This is a genomic window from Mariniflexile sp. HNIBRBA6329, assembly GCF_043558645.1.
In the GTDB taxonomy this organism is placed as follows: Bacteria; Bacteroidota; Bacteroidia; order Flavobacteriales; family Flavobacteriaceae; genus Mariniflexile.
Genome location: NZ_JBIFXS010000001.1, coordinates 1 through 22,590 on the forward strand (window position 1 = coordinate 1; position 22,590 = coordinate 22,590).

At 33.9% G+C, this 22,590-nt stretch carries 27 protein-coding genes; 5 read left to right on the forward strand and 22 right to left on the reverse strand.

The annotated features are described in order from the left end of the window. Window positions 1-133: 133 nt before the first annotated feature. Window positions 134-256, forward strand: coding sequence for a hypothetical protein (locus ACGK9U_RS00005; protein WP_394464290.1), 123 nt, complete (start codon window positions 134-136; stop codon window positions 254-256). Between the two features lie 80 nt (window positions 257-336). On the opposite strand, the gene ACGK9U_RS00010 is transcribed toward ACGK9U_RS00005, so the two are convergent. Beyond that, window positions 337-1,338: a type IX secretion system membrane protein PorP/SprF gene (locus tag ACGK9U_RS00010; protein WP_394464291.1), complete on the reverse strand. Its 1,002-nt coding sequence runs from the start codon at window positions 1,336-1,338 to the stop codon at window positions 337-339. 171 nt (window positions 1,339-1,509) lie between these two features. Between ACGK9U_RS00010 and ACGK9U_RS00015 the strand changes: the two genes are divergently transcribed. The 4 genes from ACGK9U_RS00015 to ACGK9U_RS00030 all read left to right on the forward strand — a co-directional run bounded on the left by ACGK9U_RS00015 (window position 1,510) and on the right by ACGK9U_RS00030 (window position 3,967). After that, window positions 1,510-2,412 (forward strand): NifU family protein, encoded by a 903-nt coding sequence (locus ACGK9U_RS00015; RefSeq protein WP_394464292.1) that lies wholly within the window; start codon window positions 1,510-1,512, stop codon window positions 2,410-2,412. A gap of 48 nt (window positions 2,413-2,460) precedes the next feature. Continuing rightward, window positions 2,461-2,661 (forward strand): dodecin family protein, encoded by a 201-nt coding sequence (locus tag ACGK9U_RS00020; protein ID WP_394464293.1) that lies wholly within the window; start codon window positions 2,461-2,463, stop codon window positions 2,659-2,661. A 67-nt stretch (window positions 2,662-2,728) separates the two neighbouring features. Further along, complete coding sequence (locus tag ACGK9U_RS00025; protein WP_394464294.1) at window positions 2,729-3,073, forward strand: DUF1304 domain-containing protein; 345 nt, start codon at window positions 2,729-2,731, stop codon at window positions 3,071-3,073. A 78-nt stretch (window positions 3,074-3,151) separates the two neighbouring features. Continuing rightward, on the forward strand, window positions 3,152-3,967 hold the full coding sequence (locus ACGK9U_RS00030) for a mechanosensitive ion channel family protein (RefSeq protein ID WP_394464295.1): 816 nt from the start codon (window positions 3,152-3,154) through the stop codon (window positions 3,965-3,967). Between the two features lie 73 nt (window positions 3,968-4,040). Here ACGK9U_RS00030 and tsaB read toward each other — a convergent pair whose 3' ends face one another. The 21 genes from tsaB to gcvH form a co-directional block, all read right to left on the reverse strand. Continuing rightward, entirely contained in the window at window positions 4,041-4,712 is a 672-nt protein-coding gene (tsaB, locus tag ACGK9U_RS00035) for a tRNA (adenosine(37)-N6)-threonylcarbamoyltransferase complex dimerization subunit type 1 TsaB (RefSeq protein ID WP_394464296.1), read from the reverse strand. Window position 4,713: 1 nt separating this feature from the next. Next, complete coding sequence (locus tag ACGK9U_RS00040) at window positions 4,714-6,093, reverse strand: TolC family protein (RefSeq protein ID WP_394464297.1); 1,380 nt, start codon at window positions 6,091-6,093, stop codon at window positions 4,714-4,716. Continuing rightward, complete coding sequence (locus ACGK9U_RS00045; protein WP_394464298.1) at window positions 6,068-7,195, reverse strand: efflux RND transporter periplasmic adaptor subunit; 1,128 nt, start codon at window positions 7,193-7,195, stop codon at window positions 6,068-6,070. The genes ACGK9U_RS00040 and ACGK9U_RS00045 overlap by 26 nt, the downstream gene beginning before the upstream one ends. A 56-nt stretch (window positions 7,196-7,251) precedes the next feature. Next, window positions 7,252-8,496, reverse strand: coding sequence for an ABC transporter permease (locus ACGK9U_RS00050; RefSeq protein ID WP_394464299.1), 1,245 nt, complete (start codon window positions 8,494-8,496; stop codon window positions 7,252-7,254). Between the two features lie 2 nt (window positions 8,497-8,498). Then, window positions 8,499-9,728 (reverse strand): ABC transporter permease, encoded by a 1,230-nt coding sequence (locus ACGK9U_RS00055; protein WP_394464300.1) that lies wholly within the window; start codon window positions 9,726-9,728, stop codon window positions 8,499-8,501. Next, window positions 9,721-10,422, reverse strand: a complete 702-nt coding sequence (locus ACGK9U_RS00060; protein WP_394464301.1) for an ABC transporter ATP-binding protein — start codon at window positions 10,420-10,422, stop codon at window positions 9,721-9,723. The genes ACGK9U_RS00055 and ACGK9U_RS00060 overlap by 8 nt, the downstream gene beginning before the upstream one ends. An 87-nt stretch (window positions 10,423-10,509) precedes the next feature. Next, complete coding sequence (locus ACGK9U_RS00065; protein ID WP_394464303.1) at window positions 10,510-10,728, reverse strand: hypothetical protein; 219 nt, start codon at window positions 10,726-10,728, stop codon at window positions 10,510-10,512. Window positions 10,729-10,769: 41 nt separating this feature from the next. Beyond that, on the reverse strand, window positions 10,770-11,306 hold the full coding sequence (locus ACGK9U_RS00070) for a DUF420 domain-containing protein (protein WP_394464304.1): 537 nt from the start codon (window positions 11,304-11,306) through the stop codon (window positions 10,770-10,772). Continuing rightward, window positions 11,299-12,045: an SCO family protein gene (locus tag ACGK9U_RS00075; protein WP_394464305.1), complete on the reverse strand. Its 747-nt coding sequence runs from the start codon at window positions 12,043-12,045 to the stop codon at window positions 11,299-11,301. The genes ACGK9U_RS00070 and ACGK9U_RS00075 overlap by 8 nt, the downstream gene beginning before the upstream one ends. A 77-nt stretch (window positions 12,046-12,122) precedes the next feature. Beyond that, entirely contained in the window at window positions 12,123-12,839 is a 717-nt protein-coding gene (locus ACGK9U_RS00080) for a hypothetical protein (RefSeq protein WP_394464306.1), read from the reverse strand. A 114-nt stretch (window positions 12,840-12,953) separates the two neighbouring features. Continuing rightward, entirely contained in the window at window positions 12,954-13,334 is a 381-nt protein-coding gene (locus ACGK9U_RS00085; RefSeq protein WP_394464307.1) for a cytochrome C oxidase subunit IV family protein, read from the reverse strand. Between the two features lie 21 nt (window positions 13,335-13,355). Next, on the reverse strand, window positions 13,356-14,336 hold the full coding sequence (locus tag ACGK9U_RS00090) for a cytochrome c oxidase subunit 3 (RefSeq protein ID WP_394464308.1): 981 nt from the start codon (window positions 14,334-14,336) through the stop codon (window positions 13,356-13,358). Window positions 14,337-14,382: 46 nt separating this feature from the next. Further along, window positions 14,383-14,964, reverse strand: a complete 582-nt coding sequence (locus ACGK9U_RS00095) for a heme-copper oxidase subunit III (protein ID WP_394464310.1) — start codon at window positions 14,962-14,964, stop codon at window positions 14,383-14,385. 1 nt (window position 14,965) lies between these two features. Beyond that, complete coding sequence (gene cyoE, locus ACGK9U_RS00100) at window positions 14,966-15,859, reverse strand: heme o synthase (protein WP_394464311.1); 894 nt, start codon at window positions 15,857-15,859, stop codon at window positions 14,966-14,968. Between the two features lie 260 nt (window positions 15,860-16,119). Beyond that, on the reverse strand, window positions 16,120-16,602 hold the full coding sequence (locus tag ACGK9U_RS00105) for a type II toxin-antitoxin system VapC family toxin (RefSeq protein WP_394464312.1): 483 nt from the start codon (window positions 16,600-16,602) through the stop codon (window positions 16,120-16,122). Further along, entirely contained in the window at window positions 16,592-17,371 is a 780-nt protein-coding gene (locus ACGK9U_RS00110) for a hypothetical protein (RefSeq protein WP_394464313.1), read from the reverse strand. Before ACGK9U_RS00110 ends, ACGK9U_RS00105 begins: the two co-directional genes overlap by 11 nt. A gap of 449 nt (window positions 17,372-17,820) precedes the next feature. Beyond that, on the reverse strand, window positions 17,821-19,920 hold the full coding sequence (locus ACGK9U_RS00115) for a gliding motility protein RemB (RefSeq protein WP_394464314.1): 2,100 nt from the start codon (window positions 19,918-19,920) through the stop codon (window positions 17,821-17,823). Window positions 19,921-20,040: 120 nt separating this feature from the next. After that, on the reverse strand, window positions 20,041-20,826 hold the full coding sequence (locus ACGK9U_RS00120; RefSeq protein ID WP_394464315.1) for an energy transducer TonB: 786 nt from the start codon (window positions 20,824-20,826) through the stop codon (window positions 20,041-20,043). Window positions 20,827-21,029: 203 nt separating this feature from the next. After that, window positions 21,030-21,752 carry an energy transducer TonB gene (locus ACGK9U_RS00125; protein WP_394464316.1) on the reverse strand — a complete coding sequence of 241 codons (723 nt, stop codon included), beginning with the start codon at window positions 21,750-21,752 and terminating at the stop codon, window positions 21,030-21,032. A gap of 60 nt (window positions 21,753-21,812) precedes the next feature. Next, the gene (locus ACGK9U_RS00130; RefSeq protein WP_394464317.1) at window positions 21,813-22,157 is read right to left on the reverse strand and encodes a VanZ family protein; all 345 of its coding nucleotides are present in this window, start codon (window positions 22,155-22,157) and stop codon (window positions 21,813-21,815) included. 25 nt (window positions 22,158-22,182) lie between these two features. After that, a complete protein-coding gene (gcvH, locus tag ACGK9U_RS00135) occupies window positions 22,183-22,563 on the reverse strand; it encodes a glycine cleavage system protein GcvH (protein ID WP_394464318.1) in 381 nt (126 codons plus the stop codon). Between the last annotated feature and the right edge of the window lie 27 nt (window positions 22,564-22,590).

Sequence of the window (22,590 nt, forward strand, 5' to 3'; positions counted from 1 at the left end):
GGTAAACCTAAAAAATGGCGAAGCCTTTAAAACATGACCACCGTCAAAGACGGTGGTTTTTTAGACTGAAATAAAAACCTATGTAGCAGAAAAAAAGAAAGAGCGTGAGCAAATCCAAAATAAAATTCAAGAATTGAACGAAAAGCGTAAAGTGTTCATTTCAAAACAAAAAACGGATACCAAAAATGGTTTGGAAAACGCCATGACCAATGCCATTAAAGAACAAGCAAAAAAGAAGAAATATACTTGGGAATAAAAAATTGAACCGCAAATTCGCAAATTATTGCAATTGTAAGTATTTAAATTTGCAAATTTGCGGTTAAAATTTATGATTCTTTAATTTACTGCAGGACAGTTACAATCGTAACGTTCGCGTCTGCAATTAAAATTATATCCTAAAGTTAATTGATGGAAACCGCCATTGGCAAACACCACAGAATTGGATTGATAGGTGTAATTATAAGCAAACATAAACTCTTTATAATTTACTCCCAAAATAGGTGTAATTTGTTGTAAACGTTGGCTATTCACAGAGGCTCCTTGGGTGTACTCTGCTCCATCAAAACTATTTCTGTACGACAAGCCTCCCCATAGGGAACCAAATTCCATTTGCTTATATACTTTTCCATTCACATCAATAGATGCTTCTTTCGTTTCATCTCTATACTGAAACATTACAGAAGGTTCATAGCTCCACTCGCTGCCATATTTACTAAATACATTTCCAACAGAAAATAAATAGCGTCTTAAATTACTTGTAATGTTTCTATCTTTATTAACTCCCGAGTTCTCCAATACATTTTTAATGGTTCCATGTACATAAAAATCCAGGAAATGGTACGAAAAGCCTAAGTCAATATTGAAGTTTGTTTCGTTTTGCACTACACCATCAATAATTGGGTCTGGGCCATCAAACAAAAAAGAAGTTTCATCTAATTTATACTGAATAAACCCTGCGCTTAAACCAAATGAAAGCATATTCAAATCGGTTTCACTCCTAGAAAACATCAAATGATGTGCATAGGTTGCATAAGCCCCTGTTTGGGAATGATACCCATTTTTATCGGTGTATAAAATACCTCCAATAGCCGAAGGTGAATCTCCAATACGCCCATTCATACTCAGTGTTAAAAGTTTAGGCGCATCTTCATGTCCAAACCATTGCTGGCGCGCCGTTAACCTTACTTTAGAACAATTGGCAATACCCGCCATAGATGGGTGGATTAAATAATAATTATCGGTAAGGTAATCGGTATATATTGGTAGCCCTTCTTGCGAATATGTAACATGAGCGCACAAAACGCTTACTACTACCATAAAAATATTCTTTAACTTCATAAGTTCAATCTGGCTTTTTACGTACTATACAAATGCCCTGGTTATTAAAAAATTACACAAAAAACAATGTGCTAACCCTATTCTTTTCAATCTCTTAAAAAGAGGCAACAAAACTCAAATATATGGATAACTAAAGTTTTCTTTTAGTATTTTTGTAAAAAATTAGCTGAAATGAATACTTTCAAGGTTTCTGTGCAAGAAACATCAAATAACGCCATAGTTAAATTCGAAGTAAATGAATTTATAACCAAGCATCAAAGTTTTGAATTCAACAATATAGACGAAGCTAAAGCATCACCTTTAGCGCAACAATTATTTTACTTACCATTCGTAAAAAAAGTATATATCTCTGGAAATTTTATTGCTGTAGAACGCTATAACATTGTAGAATGGAGCGATGTACAAGATGAAGTAGCTGGGCAAATTGAAGCCTACCTTAACGATGGCGGTCTTGTTATCGAAGAAACAGCAAAAGCGAAAAAAGTACCCGTAACGGTGTATGCCGAAAGCACACCGAACCCTTCGGTAATGAAGTTTGTTGCCAATAAAAAAATAGTAACAGCCCTTTTTGAATTCACCTCAATTGATGAAGCAAAACTATCGCCATTAGCGACTGAGTTATTTCATTTTCCGTTTGTAAAAAGTGTTTTTATTGATGAAAATTACGTATCCATTACTAAATACGATATGGCCGAATGGCAAGACATTACCATTGAGCTTCGCGAATTCATTAGAAGTTATATTGAAAATGGAAAAGATGTTGTGTTACCTCATGCTGCCGAAACTTTAAAAAAATCAACACCTCAATTAGATTCACAATATGAAGCGTTGGATGATACTTCAAAAGAAATCATCAATATTCTTGAAGAGTATGTAAAACCAGCGGTAGCGAGTGATGGTGGCAATATTCAATTCATCTCGTACGATGCCGAAAGTAAAAATGTAAGCGTGATGCTTCAAGGTGCTTGCAGTGGTTGCCCATCTTCAACTTATACTTTAAAAAGTGGTATTGAAAACATGCTAAAGGAAATGCTTCCTGGTAAAGTAGAAATGGTTGAAGCCATAAATGGCTAATTGAATAATTTTCTTAACTTTAGGTTTTTCACTTAAATTAATAAAATTATGGCCGTATTAAAAGTAATCGAGATTTTATCCAACTCCAATACAAGTTGGGAAGATGCCACTAAAAAAGCTGTAAAACATGCTTCTAAAAGCGTTAAAAATATCCGTTCCGTTTACGTACAAGACCAAAGCGCTAGCGTAAAAGATGGTGAAGTAACCGAATTTAGAGTAAACTTAAAAATTACTTTTGAAGTAAATTAAATTTAGAAAAGCTAAGCGTTTTAAAACAGAGCGCTTGTTCTATACATCTTTTTAAAACACACCTTATATGACCGTTATTTTAATAGCCATTGTTGCGTTACTGCATTTCTATTTTCTAGTTTTAGAAATGTTTTTATGGACCACACCAAAAGGCATTAAAATATTTGGTTTAAAATCTAAACAATTTGCCGATGATACCAAGGTACTAGCGGCAAACCAAGGTTTATATAATGGTTTTTTAGCTGCTGGCTTGGTCTTTTCAATTATTAAAAAAGACATACAAATTGCTGCTTTTTTCCTTATTTGTGTGACCATTGCAGGTATTTATGGGGCTTACTCTACAAAGCAAATAAAATTATTTTACGTACAGGCAGTTCCTGCCATTATCGCTTTAATTAGTTGTTTTATTTAAAACTTAACTATTAGTTTACTTCTATTAGTTTCCAAAATTTTATATTACAAACATTAAATAAATTACAAAGTAAAGATTATGAATTTAGAAAACATTGACGCTGAAAAGTGGATTGAATTAGCAACAGAATATGGATTGAAAATAATTGGCGCCATTGCCATATGGATTATTGGGTCTTGGGTTATTAAAAAAGTATTGAAAGCAACCCGTAAAGTAATGACCAAAAGCAATTATGAGGAAAGCCTTCAAAAGTTTCTAATAAATCTGCTTAGTTGGGGATTAAAAATATTACTCATCATTACACTTTTAGGCACTTTAGGTGTTCCAACCACATCATTTGCAGCTGTTATTGCTGCCGCAGGTTTAGCCATAGGTTTGGCGCTTCAAGGATCGCTTGGAAATTTTGCTGGAGGTGTATTAATTATGATTTTTAAACCATTTAAAATTGGCGATTTAATTGAAGCTCAAGGTGAAATTGGTGTAGTAAAACAAATTGAAATTTTTACAACAAAGCTAACCGGCTTATCAAATAAAGAAATTATTATTCCTAATGGCGCACTGTCAAATGGCAATATTATTAATTACACTACCGAAGGTACAAGACGTGTGGATTTAGTTTTTGGTGTAGGATATAATTCCGATATAAAGAAAACCAAAGAAGTTTTAATGAATGTAATTACTTCACATCCAAAAGTTATTGATACACCAGCCCCAACAGTAAATGTCTTGGAATTAGCAGATAGTTCGGTAAATTTTGCCGTAAGACCTTGGTGCAAAGCAGAAGATTATTGGGCCGTTTATTTTGAAGTAACTGAAAATACTAAAATAGCACTTGATGCTGCAGGTATTGAAATTCCGTTCCCACATCAAGTTGAAATTCAGAAAAAAGGTTAATGTAACTATCCAAATTTCTTGAATTATTTAGATAGAAAAAGACCTGTTAGTTTTAAAGCTAACAGGTCTTTTTTTATTTTGAACTTTTTAAAGCCACAAAATCTTTTAAATAATAAGGCTCAAAATAAGCGACATCTTCAAAGTCGCCATTTTTATATTTATCAAATGCCAACATACCCATTTGGCTGGCGGAAGGCAATTTATCTTCAACAAAAAAAGCATTTTCGTGTTTTATTAAGTCTTTTGTTTTTTCAACACCATTCCCTACAAAATAGACTTTTCCCGTAGTTAGATAATCTGTAAAAGCGTTTTCATCTAAAATTTGCGCTTCGGTTTCTCTTATTCTATTATAATTTGAATCGAAAATAGCCGCATACACTTCCAAACGTCTGGCATCTAGCATGGTTACTATAACACCATCATTGGCTTTAACCTGATGCGCCAACGCTTCTAAAGTAGGTACCGATATTAAGGGTTTATCTAAAGCGAAACAAAGCCCTTTTGCTGCCGAAACCCCAATGCGCAACCCCGTATAAGAGCCTGGGCCTTTACTAATGGCTACGGCATCTAAATCTTTTGAAGTTATGCCTGCTTCTTTTAAAACAGCATTTATAAATACATGTAAACTTTCGGCATGCGAATAGTTTTTGCTGTTATCTTCCTTTAAAACAATTGTTTTTCCTGCTTTTGAAATAGCTACTGAACAATTGGTTGTTGCGGTTTCTATACTTAAAATTACTGACACATTAATTAGTTAAAGGTTTTCCCATGTAAAAGTCTAAAACTTTTGTCTTAAAAACAAAATCATACTTCGCATTTATTAAAGATGCTTGTGCATTTATTAAACGCACTCGTGCTTGGTCTAACTCAAAAGAGGTCATTACCCCAATATTAAAGCGCTCTTGTGAATTTTCAAATGATAATTCCTGTGCTGCCAACGATTTTTTTGCAGCCTCAAAAGCTTTAAATGCCGATTTAGCATCGGTAAAAGCACGTTGAATGTTTGATTCTAAATTTAGCTTTGCCTGTTCTAAATTAAGCTTACTATTTTCCTCTTGAATTTTGGATTTGGCAACAGCTGTTTTATTTTGAAATCTTGAAAATATTGGAATATTTACATTCAAATTAAAGCTGTGGGATTTTTGATTATTCAACTGGTCTAAAAAAGCTGCTTCATTTTGAGTTAAGTTTGTATAAAACGCATTGGTATTAAAACCATATCCTAATGATACACTAGGCAAAAAACCACTTTTAGAAATTTCAGTACTTAATTCCGCATTTTCAATATTTTTTTCGGCTATTTTAATCTCATTTCTATTTTCTAAAGCAAAATCTAAAATGGGAGCAATATTGTTATACAATAATATTTCAGTCGGACTTTCAATATTGATTATTTCCACATCAAACCCCTCAAAAGGCACTTGAAGCAATTGTGATAAGGTTAATAATGCCAAGGTTACATTATTTTCGGCAAGGGTTACGCTTTGGGCGTCGGCACTTAAGGTGGCCTCGGCATCATAAATATTGGCTCTAGGTTGTACGCCTGCATCTACCAAGTTTTTTACTTGCTGCAATTGTTTGTCGCTAAAATCATATTGTGCTTTTGCGGTGGCTAAGTTTTCTTTATTGAACAGTACATTCAAATAAGCATTCACCACATTTAAGGAAATGTCGTCTTTAATTCTATCCAACTCTAATTGGCTGGTTTCTAAATTTAATTTCGATTGTTTATAAAGATTTGTTAATCGAAAACCATTAAATACAGTTTGGCTTGCTCCAACTCCAAAACTTGTACTGTTAGAGGTTCTATCTACAATTACTTGGGTTTCTCCAATATCTATGCGTTGTGTCCCTATTCCAATGTTATGACCTGCACTAGCACTAACCCCAGGTAAAAAATTGCCTTTTGCAGCTATAATATTTTGCTCGTTTGTAAGTAATGCGTTTTCACCTTGTTTTACTGTAATATTATTTTCTAAAGCATGGTTTACACATGCTTCCAAAGTCCATTTTTTGGTTTGTGAAAATGATACTATACACACAAAAAAGGCTAGAACAACAAAACTTTGCTTCATTTTAAATGTATAAAAATCCATCATTTTATCTTCTTCTTTGTCTTTCTTCATCTTCATTGTCTTTTGATGCCTTGTTCCAAACTTTTATTTTATCACCTTTCTTAACACCCTCGGTAATTTCTACGTTTATACCATCGGAAATACCTAAAGTTACATCTTGTTTTTTGTACTTACCTTCGCTTACCAATACTTCAACAAAAGGTTTTTCTGTAATTCTGTTGTATTGTAATAAAGCTTCCCTTATGGCTAAAACACTGTCTTTACTTTCAATATCAATTTCGGCATTGGCACTATAGCCCGCTCTTACATTTGTTGTATTATCAAGCTTTACATTCGCTTTGACAGTAAATTGAACGGCGCCGTTTTCTTCAACACCTCGAGGTGCAACGAAGGTTAATGTTGCAGGAAATTCTTTTTCATTGATGGCACCTAAAATAACTTTAATCTCTTTACCTTCTTTTAATTTGCCTACTTCTGCCTCATCTACTTTACCTTCAAAAATCATGAAACTCATATCGGCAATAATGGCAATAGTGGTTCCTGCGTTAAAGTTGTTACTTTGAATTACTTGGTCGCCTTCACGCACTGGAATTTCTAAAATGGTACCCGCAATTTGTGCTATGATATTGGTGTTTGCTGAACTTCCGCCAGAGATAGAACCTCGTTTTATAATTTGATAATCGTTTTGTGCTTGCGATAATGTTTCTTTAGCTTGATTGAATGCCAATTCACTATTCTCAAAATCTTGTCTTGAAATCACGCCTTTTTCAAAAAGAGATTTATTTCTTTCATATAAAACCTTCGCATTATCAAAAGACAACTTTGTTGAAGCTATTCTACTGCTAGCACCTACCAAACTTTGTTCGTTTGGTACCACTCTTATTTTTGCAATTAAATCACCTTTCTTTACAATATCACCTTCCTCTACAAGAATTTCATCAACAATACCAGAGATCTGAGGTTTTAATTCAATTTCTTCTTCAGGATTTAATTTCCCTGTTGCTACTGCTTTCGTATTAATGGATGTATAAAAAGGTTCTTCTACTTTAAAATCTTCAATACCCTTAGAATTGGCGTCTTTAAAATACTTTAATACAAACGCTAATAGTATGATCACTACTAATACTAAAATGATTTTTACTGTTTTGTTCATTCTTCTATTTTTGGAATTTTGTTTTTTTATTTTTTGGGAATTTACTACATAGCAGCCTATTCTTCTCTTAATGCTTCTATTGGTTTAATGCTTGTGGCTTTAAATGCCGGAATCAACCCTATTAGAGTCCCTAATATTACTAATATAATAAGGGCAATAAATACAACTGCTATCGATACAGAAGCGTTTACTATTACCGCATCGGCACCTTGTCCGAAAGCCGCATCCAATCCTATTAAAATCCAACCACCGGTAATGATCCCGAAAACACCTGCCACCATGGTTAAGAACACCGCTTCTAACACAATTTGGCGTTTAATTTCAAAAGGTGTTGCACCCAAAGCACGGCGTATGCCAATTTCTTTGGTACGTTCTCTTACGGTAATCAACAATATATTTCCAATAGCAAAAACACCTGCTATTAGTGTTGCAATGCCAACAAACCATGTTAAAAACTGCATACCTATTAAAAAGCCTGTTACTTTTTTAAATTCTTTGCCTATGTTGACACTTCCAAAGGCACGCGTATCTTCTGGATGAATGTTGTTTAGGTTTTTTAATAACAGCTTAACATCTTCTTCAATTTGTTTAATATCATATTCTGGTTTTCCGGTTATCATCATCCAACCTATTCGATCGCCTCTATTATATATTTGCTGAAAGGTTGTAAATGGAATGTGAATATCTGTAGAAGGTCCCATGTTCATGTTTCCTACTTCAAAAACACCTACTACTATAAAATTAATACCGTTAACATCAATATACTTTCCAATGGCGTCTTCATCCTTTTCAAAAAGTTGTTTATAGGTATCTTCAGAAATAACGGCTACTTTTTTATTATCATCTATATCATTTTGATTGATGAAGCGACCATGTATGAGCTTTTTCTTTTGCAATTGGTCTAACAACGGATAATCGCCCGCCATTTGAAAACTACCCGTAAGAAAGTTTCTGGTAACACTGGTACCTTGCTGACTTCTTGGAAGCACAAACTCGATACCTTCTACATTTTCTTCTACTTTTTTAGCATCGGTTAAAGACAGCCTTACTTGCTTGCCTTCCTGAAATCCTTTAAATGGTTTGCTAGTACTTTGCCCCCAAACAAATACGCTATTGGTGGCAAAATTCCCAAACAATCTATTAAATGAATTTTCTAAACCTCGTGCAGAACCCAACAAGCCAATAAGCAATAGAATACCCCACCAAACGCCCACCATGGTAAGGATAGACCTTAGTTTGTTTTTACTAAAGCTATCAAAAACTTCTTGCCACGTATCGCTTTCAAATAAAAATTTAAACATGTTTAGTCGTTTCTTAGTGCTACAATGGGCTTGATTTTAGAAGCTCTTTTTGCCGGAAAATAACCTGCAATAGCTCCTGCCCCTACTAAAGTTAAGGTAGCTCCTATTACCAAACCATTACTTACGCCTGGGTCTTTAATAAAATAATCTTTTAAAACTGGTGTTGCAAGCTCAATAACCCCAACCCCAATTAACAACCCAACATAGCCTGCAATGGCTGTGATAAGAATAGATTCTATTAAAATAATAGAAACGATGGATCTTGGTGTAGCACCTAAAGCTTTGCGAATACCTATCTCTTTGGTACGTTCTTTAACTATAAAAATCATGATATTGCTTACCCCAACAACACCAGCTATTAAAGTTCCGAAACCGATAACCAAAATAATAACGGTTAAACCAAATGTCATTTGGCTAACGGCTTTAGTGCCTTCTGCCATGTTATGAACTCTTACAGCACGCTGGTCGCTACTAGCCACTGAAAATCGGTCTTTAAGCTTTTTGGTTAGTAATGAACTAAAAGCCAGAGCTTCGTCATAATTCATTTCAGGATTGTAGGTAAGGTTTATTTGATCGATATAATCATTTTTACCGTAAACTTGTTGCGCCGTGGTTACGGGCATGTACATAATCCGTTCTTCATTATCACCGCCATCATCGGTAAAAATACCAACTACTTTATAAGGTATGCTACTAAGGTTTATATATTTACCTAATGCGGTAGTTTTCAAAAACAAATCTTCTTCAATTTTTCTGCCAATAACAACTACTTTGGTTTTGTTTTCTAAATCGTTTAGATTGATATAACGACCTTCAATTACATTGGTTTTTTCTAAATATTGATGATCTGGATGCACACCACGTAAACTATAACTGTTTTGTTCTCCTCTAAAAGAAGCTTGTATATTATTGTATATACGTGCCGTTATATATTCTACTTTGTTACCAAATTCATCTTTTATGTAATCATAATCTTCGTTTTTAAATTGAATTTGTCTTCCAGACTGCAAGCCCTTATTGGCTTTGGTAGTTCTACCGGAATTTATAAAAATTGAATTGGTAGCATCATCAACAAACGCTTCAGCAAAGATGTTTTGTAAGCCGTTAGCAATACCAAATAGAATGGTAAATAATAAAATAGCAAAAGCTACCGTAAACCCCGACAATAAACTTCTGGTTCTGTTTTTATTAATACTTTGAAAGATTTCTCGCCAAAGGTCTAAATCAAACATACTGTGACGCTCTTACTTGAGTTACTTTTTTGTCTTCCATAATAATACCATCACGTAATCGCACAATACGTTTGCACATATTGGCAATATCTTCTTCATGGGTAACAATTAAGATGGTTTTGCCTTCGTCATTCAACTGCTGTATAAATTCCATAATTTCATGGGAAGTCGTCGTATCTAAAGCACCTGTTGGCTCATCAGCCAATAATAATTTAGGATTGGCAGCCAAAGCCCTTGCAATGGCAACACGCTGTTTTTGACCACCTGAAAGCTCTTTAGGTAAATGATGCGACCAGTTGGCTAAACCTACTTTTTCTAAATGGAACATAGCCAATTCCTGGCGTTCTTTACGCTTCATACCTTGGTAGTACAAAGGCAAAGCCACGTTTTCCAAAGCTGTTTTATAGTTTATAAGATTGAACGATTGAAAAATAAATCCTAAAAATTTATTTCTATAAATAGCTGCTTTTTTTTCGGTAAGATTTTTAATAGGAACATTATCTAATATATAACTGCCTTCATCAGCTTCATCCAACATGCCAATAATATTCAGTAATGTAGATTTACCCGAACCCGAAGAGCCCATAATGGCAACCATCTCACCTTCTTCAACAGAAAGATCGATGCCTTTTAATACATGTAAACTGGAATCTCCAATAGGATAGGATTTGTGTAACTGACGTATTTCTAACATTTATTTTTGATTGATTAAGCGTAAAGCTGTAAAATTTAGACTATCAACACAAAGAAATGTTACATATTACAGATAAAAAACTTTTTATTACTTTTTTAACGTCTTGTATTTCTTATAGATAAAGTAACCCAAGCCTCCCACCAAAATATAAGGGATAGCCATCAAATACACAATACCATCGTTGATGCCTTCTGCTGCTGTTTGTCCTTCTTCACTTTCTAAAACGGCACGACACATAGCGCATTGGGCGTTTGTATCCATAAAAAAGAATAGAGATAATAGAAAAAAGATGATTTTGTTTTTCATTTTAATATTATAAAGTTCTCGACTGTGCCCGAACAGACATTTTATACATAATATGGTGAAATCATGATATAAACAATAACGCCTGTTACCGCAACATACAACCACAGCGGAAATGTTATTTTGGCTATTTTTTTATGCTTTTCAATGTTGTTGGTGATGGCTCTTACATACGTAATTAATACAAACGGAATTACAATAATAGACAATAGAATGTGTGTTATTAAGATGAAATAATACACATATTTAATAGCCCCTTCACCTCCAAACTTCGTGGAATCACTGGTCATGTGGTAGGCAACATACATCACCAAAAATGCTACTGAACACCATATTGCGGTTGTCATTAAATTTTCATGGAGCACAATATTTTTATTTTTAATGGCTATGAAAGCAATTATCAATATAACAGCAGTTAGTCCATTTATGGTAGCATAAATAGGCGGCAAGAACGATAAAGGCTCTACATTAGGTATCCTAACACCAAATAAAACAGCTACTGCTATGGGTATTACAACAGATAATATTATAATTAACTTATTGTATTTTTTATCGTCTAAAACTTCGTTTGGATTATTCATTTAACAACTTTTTAATGTCTTCTTTTAATGCACTAATTTCTTCGGGGGCACCATCGTCATCAACCTTTTCAGATTCTGAAACAATGCCTTTGTAATAAATAATAGGATTTCCATACGTATCTTTTCTAGAACGAATGAATCCGTTTTTATCTATTAAAGCGAAATTTCCAGAATGTTCAAAACCACCTACGGCCTCTTCTTCCTGTGCAGTATACAAATTAAAACCTTCGTTTGAAAGTTTATAAATGGCCTCCTTATCACCGGTCATTAAATGCCAATTTGGGTTGGTTACACCATATTGGGTTGCATATGCCTTCAGTATTTCGGGCGTATCATACTCGGGGTTTATAGTGAACGATGCCACACCAAAATTTTCAAAACCTTTAAATGTATTTTGAATTTGAATAAGGTTTGCATTCATTCTTGGGCAGATGGTAGGACAAGTTGTAAAGAAAAATTCAATCACATACACTTTCCCTTCATAATCTTTATTAGAAATGGTTTTTCCATCTTGATTTGTGAAAGAAAAGGACGGAACCTTTTTTGCTTCCCCATTAATTTCTATAAAAGCCAAATCGGAAAGTTTTGTTTTGCTTCCTTTTGAAAAATCGCTTCTGCTCTCGTTTCTGGTAACATCGTCATTAGAAATTCTATCAACAATTTTTGGAATAAAAATAATACCAAAAACCAGAATCACAAATGCAATACCTATGTATGAATAATTCGTTTTTTTGCTCATTTCTTTTCTATCAATTATAACTAGTTTATTAGGTTTCGTCCCGATAGCTATCGGGATCACTTAACCAGACAACCTTATTAATTTGCAGTTTCTTTTAAATCGTTTGCTCTTCTAGTTGAAGAATCAAATTCTCCTTTTCTTATTTGTCTGTATTCCGTAAATAAAATACGTAAATCGTCGCTCATTTTGTTCTTTATTTCGGCTACTTCAATACAGTTATAAGAATTCAACCTATAAACAGGTGCTTTTTTTGAAATTTCATTATCCGTTCTATCATCCAATCTGCCTCTTTGGTTTAAATCCTTATCAACAACAAACACTTCGTTCGTTTCTAAGTTGCTGTTTAAATCTGTTTTACTTTTTAAACTATTGAACACGGTTTTAATTGCATCGGGTTCTCCAAAAACAAAGTGCCAAAACCTTAAATCTTCGTACCCACTAATTTCAGATTTTAACTTTTCAACCTCCGTTTCTGTTCCGTTGGGAACCAAAATAACGACCTGGAATTTTTTAAAACCTTTGAATTTATCATAAACCAATTCCTTTAAATTGGAGGCCATAATACTATTATTTATAGGGTTTGTCCCTAAAAAACCGAGTACGGTAATGTGGTCTTTTAAAATAATCTTTTCTTCAGCCTTTGAATTAAATTGATTGATTTCCAAAACCGATTGGTTTACGATATCAAGCGGCGTATAGTTATGTGTCGCTGGGTATAAGAACAGTAAAAACGTAACAGGAAGAAAGAACAAAACTCCTAAAATTAAATACCGACCTGCTTTTTTATAGTTCATTAAAAACCTGTTTTTTAATTAATGTGCAAAAATAAAAAAAGGCGGTTTAAAAACCGCCTTTATATATCTATTTAACACTTCAACTCTGTTATGTGCTAATTTATTTTTAATTCCTTAAAAATCTCTTTTAATATAGCCTTTATCGTATACGTTGAAAACATAACCACCTTCTTGTAATAAGATAAATATTAAATAAAGAATTAAGAAAATTGTTGTCCAAACTACAGCGCGTCTTAATCCTTTAGTTTCGTCGCGCATGTGCATAAAATCCCAAGTAATGTAATATGCTTTTACCAAGGTTAATATAATGAATATCCAGTTAAGACCTTTCATGCCTAAAACATGCCCCATTAACGCTTCTGGCTTGTAGATACCTAACACAACCTCAACCGCTGTAACAATGGTTAAAAAGACCAAAACTCCCCAAATTTTTTGAGTATTGGATTTAAACTTAATTAAACCTCTAAATATTTCTAATTTATGTGCGTGTGCCATTTTAAACTAATATTTTACTTATTAAACTAGGTAGAAGAATGTAAATACAAATACCCAAACTAAATCTACAAAGTGCCAGTACAAACCAACTTTCTCAACCATTTCGTAGCTTTTACGTCTTTCGTAAGTTCCTAATACCACGTTGAAGAAAATAATGATATTGATAACAACTCCTGAAAATACGTGGAAACCGTGGAATCCTGTAATAAAGAAAAAGAAATCGGCAAATAACGGCGAACCATATTCGTTTACATGTAAATTAGCACCTTCAACCACTAATTTACCATTGTTTTTCAACTGTTTTAACGATTCGGCTCTAGATAAAACCGTTTTATGTCCGTGCTCATCTAGCAACTGTGTTCTAACTAAAATATTTTCGTGTTTCTCTAAACCGTGAACAACTTCTTCAACCGTATAAGGAGGCAAAGTACCTTCTTCAACAAACCAAATACCATTTTTACGCTCTTGTTGTACGCGCTCATGCTCACCAGCTACCACAAAATCCCTTAATGCTACACGATGCCCATCTGTATCAACAAATTGAAGAATGTTTCCTCCTTTTGTTTGTACAGCACCAAAATCGCCTTTTATAAAGGTTGCCCATTCCCAAGCTTGAGACCCTACGAATATGATACCACCAATAATGGTTAAGAACATATATAAAGTTACTTTAGCTTTGTTTAAATGATGACCAGCATCTACCGCCAACACCATCGTTACAGACGACATGATAAGGATAAACGTCATGAACGCTACGTAAATCATCGGTAATTCTTGCCCATGTAAAAACGGTACGTGTGTAAATACCTCATCGGCAATTGGCCATGCATCAATAAATTTGAATCTTGAAAATCCGTAGGCAGCTAAAAACCCCGAAAAGGTTAATGCATCTGAAACGATGAAAAACCACATCATCATTTTACCATAACTTGCTTTTAAAGGTTGGTTACCTCCTCCCCAAGTTTTAACTTCTGTTCCAGTGTTTGCAACTGTAGTACTCATATATGTTGGTTGTTTTTTAAAAGTTGGACAAAAATAATCAATTTATTTATCTTATAAAATATAAAAATAAAAAGAGATACACCCATAGTATATCAATAAAATGCCAAAAGGTGGCTGCAAGTTCAAAACCAAGCATTTTTGTTGGTTTATACTTTTGTTTAAAATGATTATAAATTACAACCAATAAGCAAATAAGCCCTACAACCACGTGCAAAATGTGCACAATGGCTATTAAATAGATGTAAGACATGGTAACATTACTTGTTGGACCCGTAAAATTATAACCCAAATCAATAATTTGTTGGAAGCCTGAAAATTGATAAAAAATAAAAACCACGCCCAAAATAAGTGTGATGAACAACCAAAGCATGGTAGCCTTGTTGTTGCTTTTTTTTAAAGCTTTTTTAGCTAAAATAAAAGACACGCTGCTTAACATAATAATAACCGTGCTAATTATAAAAGCATTTGGCAATTGAAAATCTTTCAACCAATCGGGTCTGGAACTACTTACCACAAAAGCGCTGGTCCACCCTGCAAACGACATGATAAGCGATATAATACCAAACCAAAGCATCATTTTTTTTGCTCTGCTATTCTTTTCTTCTAAAGTACCTTGTGTTAAATCCATATTATCGTATAAATTTATCTATAACATATACTATTTGCACCAACGAAATGTAAGACACACTTACCAACATAAGCTGTTTAGCCGCTTTTTCGGTCATGATCTTAAACAAACGGATGGCGTAGTACAACATCCATAACCCTAAAGCAAATACTATAATTGCCGAAACTATGGATAGTTGTAAGCGTCCCGTAAATCCGAAAACCGGAATAATGGAAACCAAAACCGTCCATATGGTGTACATAATGGTTTGTACCGCAGTTCCTTTATCTTGTTTACCAGTCGGCAACATAAAGAACCCTCCTTTTTTATAATCTTCAAACAAAAACCATCCAATAGCCCAAAAATGCGGAAACTGCCAAAAAAACTGTAAAGCAAATAAGGTTCCTGGTTCAATACCAAAATCATCGGTAGCCGCAACCCATCCCAACATAAACGGAATGGCACCCGGAATGGCACCAACAAAAACCGCCAAAGGTGTTTTGGTTTTTAAAGGCGTATAAACACAGGTATATAAAAATATGGATATAGCACCAAACATGGCCGTTTGCTTGTTAATGGTGTACAGAATAATAACACCCAACAATGTAAAAATAGACGCAATTACAAACGCCGTGGTCACACTCATACGGCCCGAAGGGATGGGTCTGTTTTTGGTTCTATCCATTAAGGCATCCAAATCTTTTTCAATAATTTGATTGAACGCGTTAGAGGCGCCCACCATAAAATAGCCACCAAACGCCAGTAAAACCAAGGTTTTAAAATCAACCGTTTCCACCCCTAGCAAATAACCTGCAAGCGACGAGAACACCACGCTTAATGCCAATCGCATTTTAGTGATTTCCTTAAAATCTGATATAACAGAAGGCCCTGTTACTGAAGTTTTTGATTTGCCCAATAGTAAATTTACTTAACCGCTTTCAATAGCGAGTGCAAAGATACTTTATTAAAGCATTTTGAGCAATGCTTTTTATTGGTAATTTATTTTGGGAAATCTGTTAGAATTTTTGGGCGAGCCCCTATCGGGTCGGGCTATTCGTTACAATCTTTTTGCTAGTGCCTCACAAAAAGGATTTCCACTGCTATCCCTCACGCGGCGGTAGGTTCGGTTGGTTGTCACTGTTTTTTTGCTTCATATGCTTCGTCCTAAAGCATATTTTATAAATCTAAAATTCCGAATGTTTCCGTATATGGAACATCGATGCTAATTATTTCAAATTTTGGATTTGTTCCTTTTTTCAACAAGGCTAAAGTGGTTTTTGAACGAACGTCAGAAGTAACAAAATGAGTAACAGTTTTGTCTAAATCAGATTGAGCAAAAAGTTTTGAGTCGTTTGGAATTATAGCTCTAGGTGATAATTTTTCGTCACTTATTTTATTTTCAGCAAAAATAATTTTTGCAAATTCGCCTGTCTTTTCCGCTTCTTTTAAATTAAATGGAACAATTTGCACATTTTTTAAAGGTAAATCTTCCAGTTTTCCAACAACACAATATTCAGCAATTGTTATTGTAGAAACTTTAAGGGCAATTCCACTTTCCAAAAAATATTTAAAATAGCCAACAGCATTTGAGTGAAGAGGATCCTCATCATTAAGAAGTCGAATAAAGAAACTTGTATCTAATAATACACTATGCTTCATATCCGCCTCTTAAATCCAACAACCATTCATCAGCATTAATATTTTTCCAGCTGTTTTTAGCTTTTTTAATTAGTGAATTAAGATAATCAATATCGAATTTGGGCTGATAATCAATTAACTCAACTAATGACAGGGATTTAGTATCAATTTCGCCAGTTTCAATATTTTGTTTTCCGCTTGCTCTGACTCCAAATTTCTTATAAAGTAAATTTTCCTCTCTTTCTTTTAGAAATTCTTCGCCAGTTTCAATGGACAAATATCCATAGTCATCAGTATCTAAATGAATATTAGCTTTACTTTTCCCTCCCGCATCTTTTAAAATACCATAAAAGTAAAATTCAGCTTCAACCCAAATATTCTCTGTCCTAAAATATTTAGTAGTAGGATTTATTGTTAATTCATAATCGTCTTTGAGAGAAGTTTTTATTTGAAATTCGTAATTTTTCTGACGTGATAAATTTTGAATATTTTCTATCGCTCTCGCAGTTTTTAATTCTAAAAAATCTATAGATTCATTAGCTTGAACTTGTCCTAATACAGCACTAAATCCGATTACTGTTTGAATAGTCGTTTTAAACAAATGCAGAACTGAACCTTCTTGAATATCGTATGTTATGATTGGCCTGTCCTTTTTATTGTTTGGATATAACAAGTCCTCAACATTCTGCAAAATGGTTGCAATATGCTTAATATCATAGTTATCAGGACTTAAACTTTGATTGCCTGATTTACCTATCACTCGAATTTCTATGTCACCAATTTTTTCCACAATTCAAAGATACAATTATTTTGATATGGTTTATTCGTTTCTTTTTTCAGTATGCTTTACAACTCCTTATATATTAACCCTTATTACTCATATCCCATAAATATAAAATTTATTTCTGTAAAAAAATACGCTAAATTTTTAATATACTAATACTACTGAAAATTAATTTGATTTACGGTAAGTTGCGGTTAGGGATTACTCATGCATTTCTATTCTAAATTTGAAATCGTGAATGCTACGTATTTGAGGCAGAATCCTTTTGGTTTTATTTGTTAGGGAAATAATCTTAAAAAGAAGATTTAATTTTAATTGTGGATTCCTGCCTTCGCAGGAATGACAAAAAACCAAAAGATATAGCCGAAAGCCCGACCCTTATGGTAACGCCAAAAAAAATAAAAGTTGTAGTTATAATTTATGAGATTCCCGCCTATGCGGGAATGACAGAGCGATTAAAAATCGAAATACCAATTAAACAAATCGGTTCTTATACCAAAGTTAAACCACACGGTATTGTTCTTAAATGTGCTAGCAGTCTCCGCTTCTGGGTTAAAGTTTCTAACGGTTATATCGGTAAAAATCTTCAAATTAGTTGCTGGATTTATTAAATAACCTGCTTGTAAATTCCCATTAAAGGTTTTGGTTTTTATGCCTTGACCAACTTCTACCCCCGTATCAAAAGGGCGGTCGTTATAATTTCTATAAATATCACCACCGTAACTAAAATCATCGGTGCCATCATTAAAATCCAATCCGCGAACTCCAAAAATAAGTTTCGCATTGGCAAACCAACGTTTGTAATGGTAACGCCCAATTAAAATAGCTTCGCTAAAATTGGCTCCCCATAAATGCGCCATCGATTGGTTGTTGTGCCCATAGTTAAGCACAATGGTATTATGCGAATAGGTATATGGACGCATGCGGTTGTATTCAAACTGAAGCAATAAATTGTTTACTTTAAAAGCACTGTAATATTTAACACCCAATTGATAACCATATTTATTTTTCCAGCTTTTTTCGCCTCCTTTTATATCACTTAATGAAAACTCATCTAAAATAAATTGACTATAGACGTTTACATTATCATTAAACTTATATTTTACCGATGCACCAAGCAATGCATTTCCAGCACCTTGTCCCGTTTCAAACTCAATAGCTCTATAAAAAATAATTGGATTTAAATAATTGACATCAAAACCTCTACCGTTACTATTGGTCCACAATACCGATTCAAATAAACCGATATTCAGTTTTTTTGAAACATTCCAACTTAAATAATGGCTGGCAATGTATTTGCTTAAAAAAGCTTTGTCTTGCACTACTTCATCCCTTACGTCTTTTAACCACATCCAAGTATTGGTGTATTTTATTTTCCAAAATGAGGTGTTCAATTTTAAAAATGGGTGAGGACTCGCTACATCACTCAACAATAACGAGCGGTACCCATCACCTATAAAATTTTTCCCATGCCCAAACTGAACATTAATAAACTTAGCTGGCGCATACGATAAGTAAGCTTCCGCCACAGGATAATCATAGGAATCCGTTTTAAAACGTTTTGCTATACCACGCCCTGGAATAATAGCTGGGTCGGGACCAAAGGCTTTCAAGCTTTCGGCATAGTCGTTCACATATTGCGCAAATCTACCTTGACTTTCAAAAACCGATGCATAAAAATTTAATTTATCACCTAAACCTCCTTGTACTAAAACCCCGCGTGTGTTGTTGTATGTGGAATTAAAATCTGCATTAGTATCTGTTCCTGCTTGCAAATCTAAAATGGGGTCTATTGTAAACCAATAATCATTTCCTTGTAATTGTACCAAATGTTCGTTCCAAAGTTTTCGTCCTGCCCAAGTATCTGTTTCTTTAAGCAATTTGTCTTTTTCAGCTTTAAAATCGTAATATTTTGATACATCTTCGTAAACAAACGGTTTGGATGCGGTATGGCTATTGGTTCCAACCATGTTCATCTGCCTATCAAACCTCGCATAATCGCTATGCGTAAACGGAATATTAAGTTGACTGGAATAGGCTTTATCTTCAAACGTTTTTAAAGTCTTGTTTATACTATCAAATTCCGATTTTGCTTGTTGCTCTCGTTTAGATATTTCGTTCTCTTTAGCTATATCTTGGATTGCAGCCGTTTGGTTTACTAACGGTATCCTGATAGGAATGGTGTATTGTTTATAAGTATTTCTGCCATTGTATGTAGCTGGAGTAACTTTTGGAAACATGGAGAACACCCGTTTTGCTTCGGTTTTCAATTCGCTGTACATGGCTTCTACATACAATACTTTAAATTGCCCTGTGGTATCAACTTCAAAAAGCACCACTACTTCGCCTTTATAGTTTTCGGCTGAAACCTTTTCAGGCACTTTAAAATTATTGTAAATATGATTGTAAACGTTGGAATCAAAACATGTTTGCAACCTATCGATTGCTAAGCTATCACAATTTGGAAATACTGGTGGTTTTTCATTATAAACTTTATTTTGTGAACCCATTATAAAGCTTGCAAAAAGTAGGAATAGAACAACGAATTGCTTCATGGTTTTATATTAGCATTGATTTAGGGTTGAAAGATACTATATTTTTAATAATAGCTAATTAAAAAAGCCGTTATCGATGCATCGATATAACGGCTTTTACTTTTTTAAATTGTGATGGGTTTAATCTTGTACCTGAAATATAATAGGCAATGAGTAAATAACCCCTACATTTTTATCACGCTGTTTTCCAGGTGTCATTTCTGGGATGATATTGATAACACGTGTAGCTTCTTTTTCCAAATCTGGATGGGTTCCTCGAACTTTAATGTCTTTAACGTGTCCCGTTTTATCAATTTTAAATTGTGTTCTAATTACTTGTTTACCCGACAAACCTAATTTACTACCCAAATCCATATTGAACTTTTTTTGGATTAATTGGGTGATTTTATCTGACATACATTTACGTTTGTCCTCATTTGTTTTTTTGCTTTCACATCCGGGGTAAATGGGTACATTTTCTATAAGCTCAAATGGAACAGGCTCTTCGTCTACAGGCTTATCCACCAAATCAAAGCTTCCAGGTTTAACAGGTGTTGAAGTTGGTGTAGTTGGCTTTACCGGTTCGTCAATAAAATCATCTGGGGCATCATCAGGAACTTCTTTGTAATCATCTATAGGGTCGGTTGCTTTCTGTTTTACAGGTTCATCAACAACTTCTACCTCAGGTTTAAAAACGGTAACGTCTGCCATGTAAACCTCGTCTGGAGGCAAGAGTTCTACAACCTTTGGAATGTTGGTTTCAAATTTCATCTCTAACAAGCCATAGGCTGCCAGTAAACAAACAATTAAGCCAATTTGAAAATAAAGGCTTGAGTTTTTTCGTAAATTTGCATCATGCTTTTGAGGTTTTTTCACGATTTCTCCATTTTGCCGAATGGGTTCGTGAGTTTTCTTTGGATTACTCATAATAAATAAAGTTTAAATGTTAATATTATGATAAAGTCTCAATAAGTATACCAAAAAAGAAATCCCGTTACAAATTTTGTAACGGGATTTTATATGCCTCACCCGAAACCGTAAAACAACAATTTCGACCTCTCCAAAGGAGGGATAAAATAAAAAAACTCAAAGTTGCCTTTGAGTTTTTCATATATTAAGAAAGATTATTCTTAGTCTTGCACTTGAAAAACGATTGGTAATGAATATGGTACGTTTACTGGCTTACCACGTTGCATTCCTGGTTTCATTTGAGGAAGCATCCCAATAACGCGTGCTGCTTCTTTTTCCAACCCTGGATGTGGTGCTCTTGCTCTAATACCTGTAACCGCTCCTGTTTTGTCTATTTTAAAGATAACGTTGATACGTTGTCTTCCTGACAAACCTAATTCACTAGCTAAATCGGTATTGAATTTTTTATTTACAAATTCTTGTATTTTTTTAGACATACAATCTCTTTTTTCTGCATTGCTACCTTTTTCGCATCCTGGGAATACAGGTACATTTTCAATAACAGCAAACGGTACATCTACATCTTCTTCTACTGTTGGAGCTACTTTTACCGCTTCAACTTTTACAATTTTTTGCTCTTGATTAGACTCGGTAGATTCTATAACGGTTTCTTCTACTTCTACCTCATCTTCTACAACCTCAATAATTTCAGGTGCAGCTGGTGGCGGTGGCGGTGGCGGTGGTGTTTGTAATTGCTGAGTTAATGGGATTTCTTCCTCCAACTCTGCTTCCATATTAACCATACCTATTTCGACATCGGTCTTGTCATATGTTTTGAAATTAATAGCGAAATTTGTTAGAAATAACATTAACGCTAAACCAATAGCGAAATAAAGCGAACTGTTACGCCCAACATTTGCTTTAGGATTTTTTTTAGGTTCCATAATTTAAATTGTTTTTCAAGATTGCTAAAATAACTATTTATTTATCAAATAAGCAAGTGTTTATTGTTTTTTAATAGTAATCAAATTTTTAAAAAATATAATTATTACTGTTAGAAACACGCCCATAGTATTTGCTACAACATCATAAATATCGAATGATCGAGATGCTGTTAGTGCACCTTGTAATACCTCAATAATTATACCAAATACTATTGACAAAAGTGTAGCATATAATAGTGCTATCTTTTCTTTGAACTTAAATGTATAAAAAAAAGAACTAAACCATAAAAATGCTAAGACCGTGTATACTAAAAAATGAAATATTTTGTCTCCAAAAGACACTCCTAAATCTGGAAGATTATTTATTTTTATTAAACACACTGTAGCCAATGTTATGGTATACATTATGCTTATTAAAAATAAAATTTTTTTAAGCACCTATCAATGATTTATAAGCATCGGCAGACATGAGAGTTTCAACTTGAGTAAGGTCTGAACACTTTACTTTTATCATCCAACCATCACCATAAGGATCTGAGTTTACTTTTTCCGGTTCGTCTTCTAAAGCGGTGTTAAACTCAATTATTTCACCTGATAGAGGTAAAAATAAATCGGATACTGTTTTTACAGCTTCAACACTACCAAAAATTTCTTCGGCATCTAATGTTTCGTCAACGGTTTCTACCTCAACGTATACAATATCGCCCAATTCACTTTGTGCAAAATCGGTAATACCAACGGTTGCTATATCTCCATCGATACTTATCCATTCGTGATCTTTAGTGTATTTTAATTCTGATGGAATGTTCATTTTATTATTTTAAGTTTATTTACGGCA

What these genes read in the sequence shown, in the direction of transcription:
- ACGK9U_RS00010 (WP_394464291.1), bottom strand. Translation starts at nt 1,338, where the DNA reads ATGAAGTTAAAGAATATTTTTATGGTAGTAGTAAGCGTTTTGTGCGCT.
- ACGK9U_RS00015 (WP_394464292.1), top strand. Translation starts at nt 1,510, where the DNA reads ATGAATACTTTCAAGGTTTCTGTGCAAGAAACATCAAATAACGCCATA.
- ACGK9U_RS00020 (WP_394464293.1), top strand. Translation starts at nt 2,461, where the DNA reads ATGGCCGTATTAAAAGTAATCGAGATTTTATCCAACTCCAATACAAGT.
- ACGK9U_RS00025 (WP_394464294.1), top strand. Translation starts at nt 2,729, where the DNA reads ATGACCGTTATTTTAATAGCCATTGTTGCGTTACTGCATTTCTATTTT.
- ACGK9U_RS00030 (WP_394464295.1), top strand. Translation starts at nt 3,152, where the DNA reads ATGAATTTAGAAAACATTGACGCTGAAAAGTGGATTGAATTAGCAACA.
- ACGK9U_RS00040 (WP_394464297.1), bottom strand. Translation starts at nt 6,093, where the DNA reads ATGAAGAAAGACAAAGAAGAAGATAAAATGATGGATTTTTATACATTT.
- ACGK9U_RS00045 (WP_394464298.1), bottom strand. Translation starts at nt 7,195, where the DNA reads ATGAACAAAACAGTAAAAATCATTTTAGTATTAGTAGTGATCATACTA.
- ACGK9U_RS00050 (WP_394464299.1), bottom strand. Translation starts at nt 8,496, where the DNA reads ATGTTTAAATTTTTATTTGAAAGCGATACGTGGCAAGAAGTTTTTGAT.
- ACGK9U_RS00055 (WP_394464300.1), bottom strand. Translation starts at nt 9,728, where the DNA reads ATGTTTGATTTAGACCTTTGGCGAGAAATCTTTCAAAGTATTAATAAA.
- ACGK9U_RS00060 (WP_394464301.1), bottom strand. Translation starts at nt 10,422, where the DNA reads ATGTTAGAAATACGTCAGTTACACAAATCCTATCCTATTGGAGATTCC.
- ACGK9U_RS00065 (WP_394464303.1), bottom strand. Translation starts at nt 10,728, where the DNA reads ATGAAAAACAAAATCATCTTTTTTCTATTATCTCTATTCTTTTTTATG.
- ACGK9U_RS00070 (WP_394464304.1), bottom strand. Translation starts at nt 11,306, where the DNA reads ATGAATAATCCAAACGAAGTTTTAGACGATAAAAAATACAATAAGTTA.
- ACGK9U_RS00075 (WP_394464305.1), bottom strand. Translation starts at nt 12,045, where the DNA reads ATGAGCAAAAAAACGAATTATTCATACATAGGTATTGCATTTGTGATT.
- ACGK9U_RS00080 (WP_394464306.1), bottom strand. Translation starts at nt 12,839, where the DNA reads ATGAACTATAAAAAAGCAGGTCGGTATTTAATTTTAGGAGTTTTGTTC.
- ACGK9U_RS00085 (WP_394464307.1), bottom strand. Translation starts at nt 13,334, where the DNA reads ATGGCACACGCACATAAATTAGAAATATTTAGAGGTTTAATTAAGTTT.
- ACGK9U_RS00090 (WP_394464308.1), bottom strand. Translation starts at nt 14,336, where the DNA reads ATGAGTACTACAGTTGCAAACACTGGAACAGAAGTTAAAACTTGGGGA.
- ACGK9U_RS00095 (WP_394464310.1), bottom strand. Translation starts at nt 14,964, where the DNA reads ATGGATTTAACACAAGGTACTTTAGAAGAAAAGAATAGCAGAGCAAAA.
- ACGK9U_RS00105 (WP_394464312.1), bottom strand. Translation starts at nt 16,602, where the DNA reads ATGAAGCATAGTGTATTATTAGATACAAGTTTCTTTATTCGACTTCTT.
- ACGK9U_RS00115 (WP_394464314.1), bottom strand. Translation starts at nt 19,920, where the DNA reads ATGAAGCAATTCGTTGTTCTATTCCTACTTTTTGCAAGCTTTATAATG.
- ACGK9U_RS00120 (WP_394464315.1), bottom strand. Translation starts at nt 20,826, where the DNA reads ATGAGTAATCCAAAGAAAACTCACGAACCCATTCGGCAAAATGGAGAA.
- ACGK9U_RS00125 (WP_394464316.1), bottom strand. Translation starts at nt 21,752, where the DNA reads ATGGAACCTAAAAAAAATCCTAAAGCAAATGTTGGGCGTAACAGTTCG.
- ACGK9U_RS00130 (WP_394464317.1), bottom strand. Translation starts at nt 22,157, where the DNA reads ATGTATACCATAACATTGGCTACAGTGTGTTTAATAAAAATAAATAAT.
- gcvH (WP_394464318.1), bottom strand. Translation starts at nt 22,563, where the DNA reads ATGAACATTCCATCAGAATTAAAATACACTAAAGATCACGAATGGATA.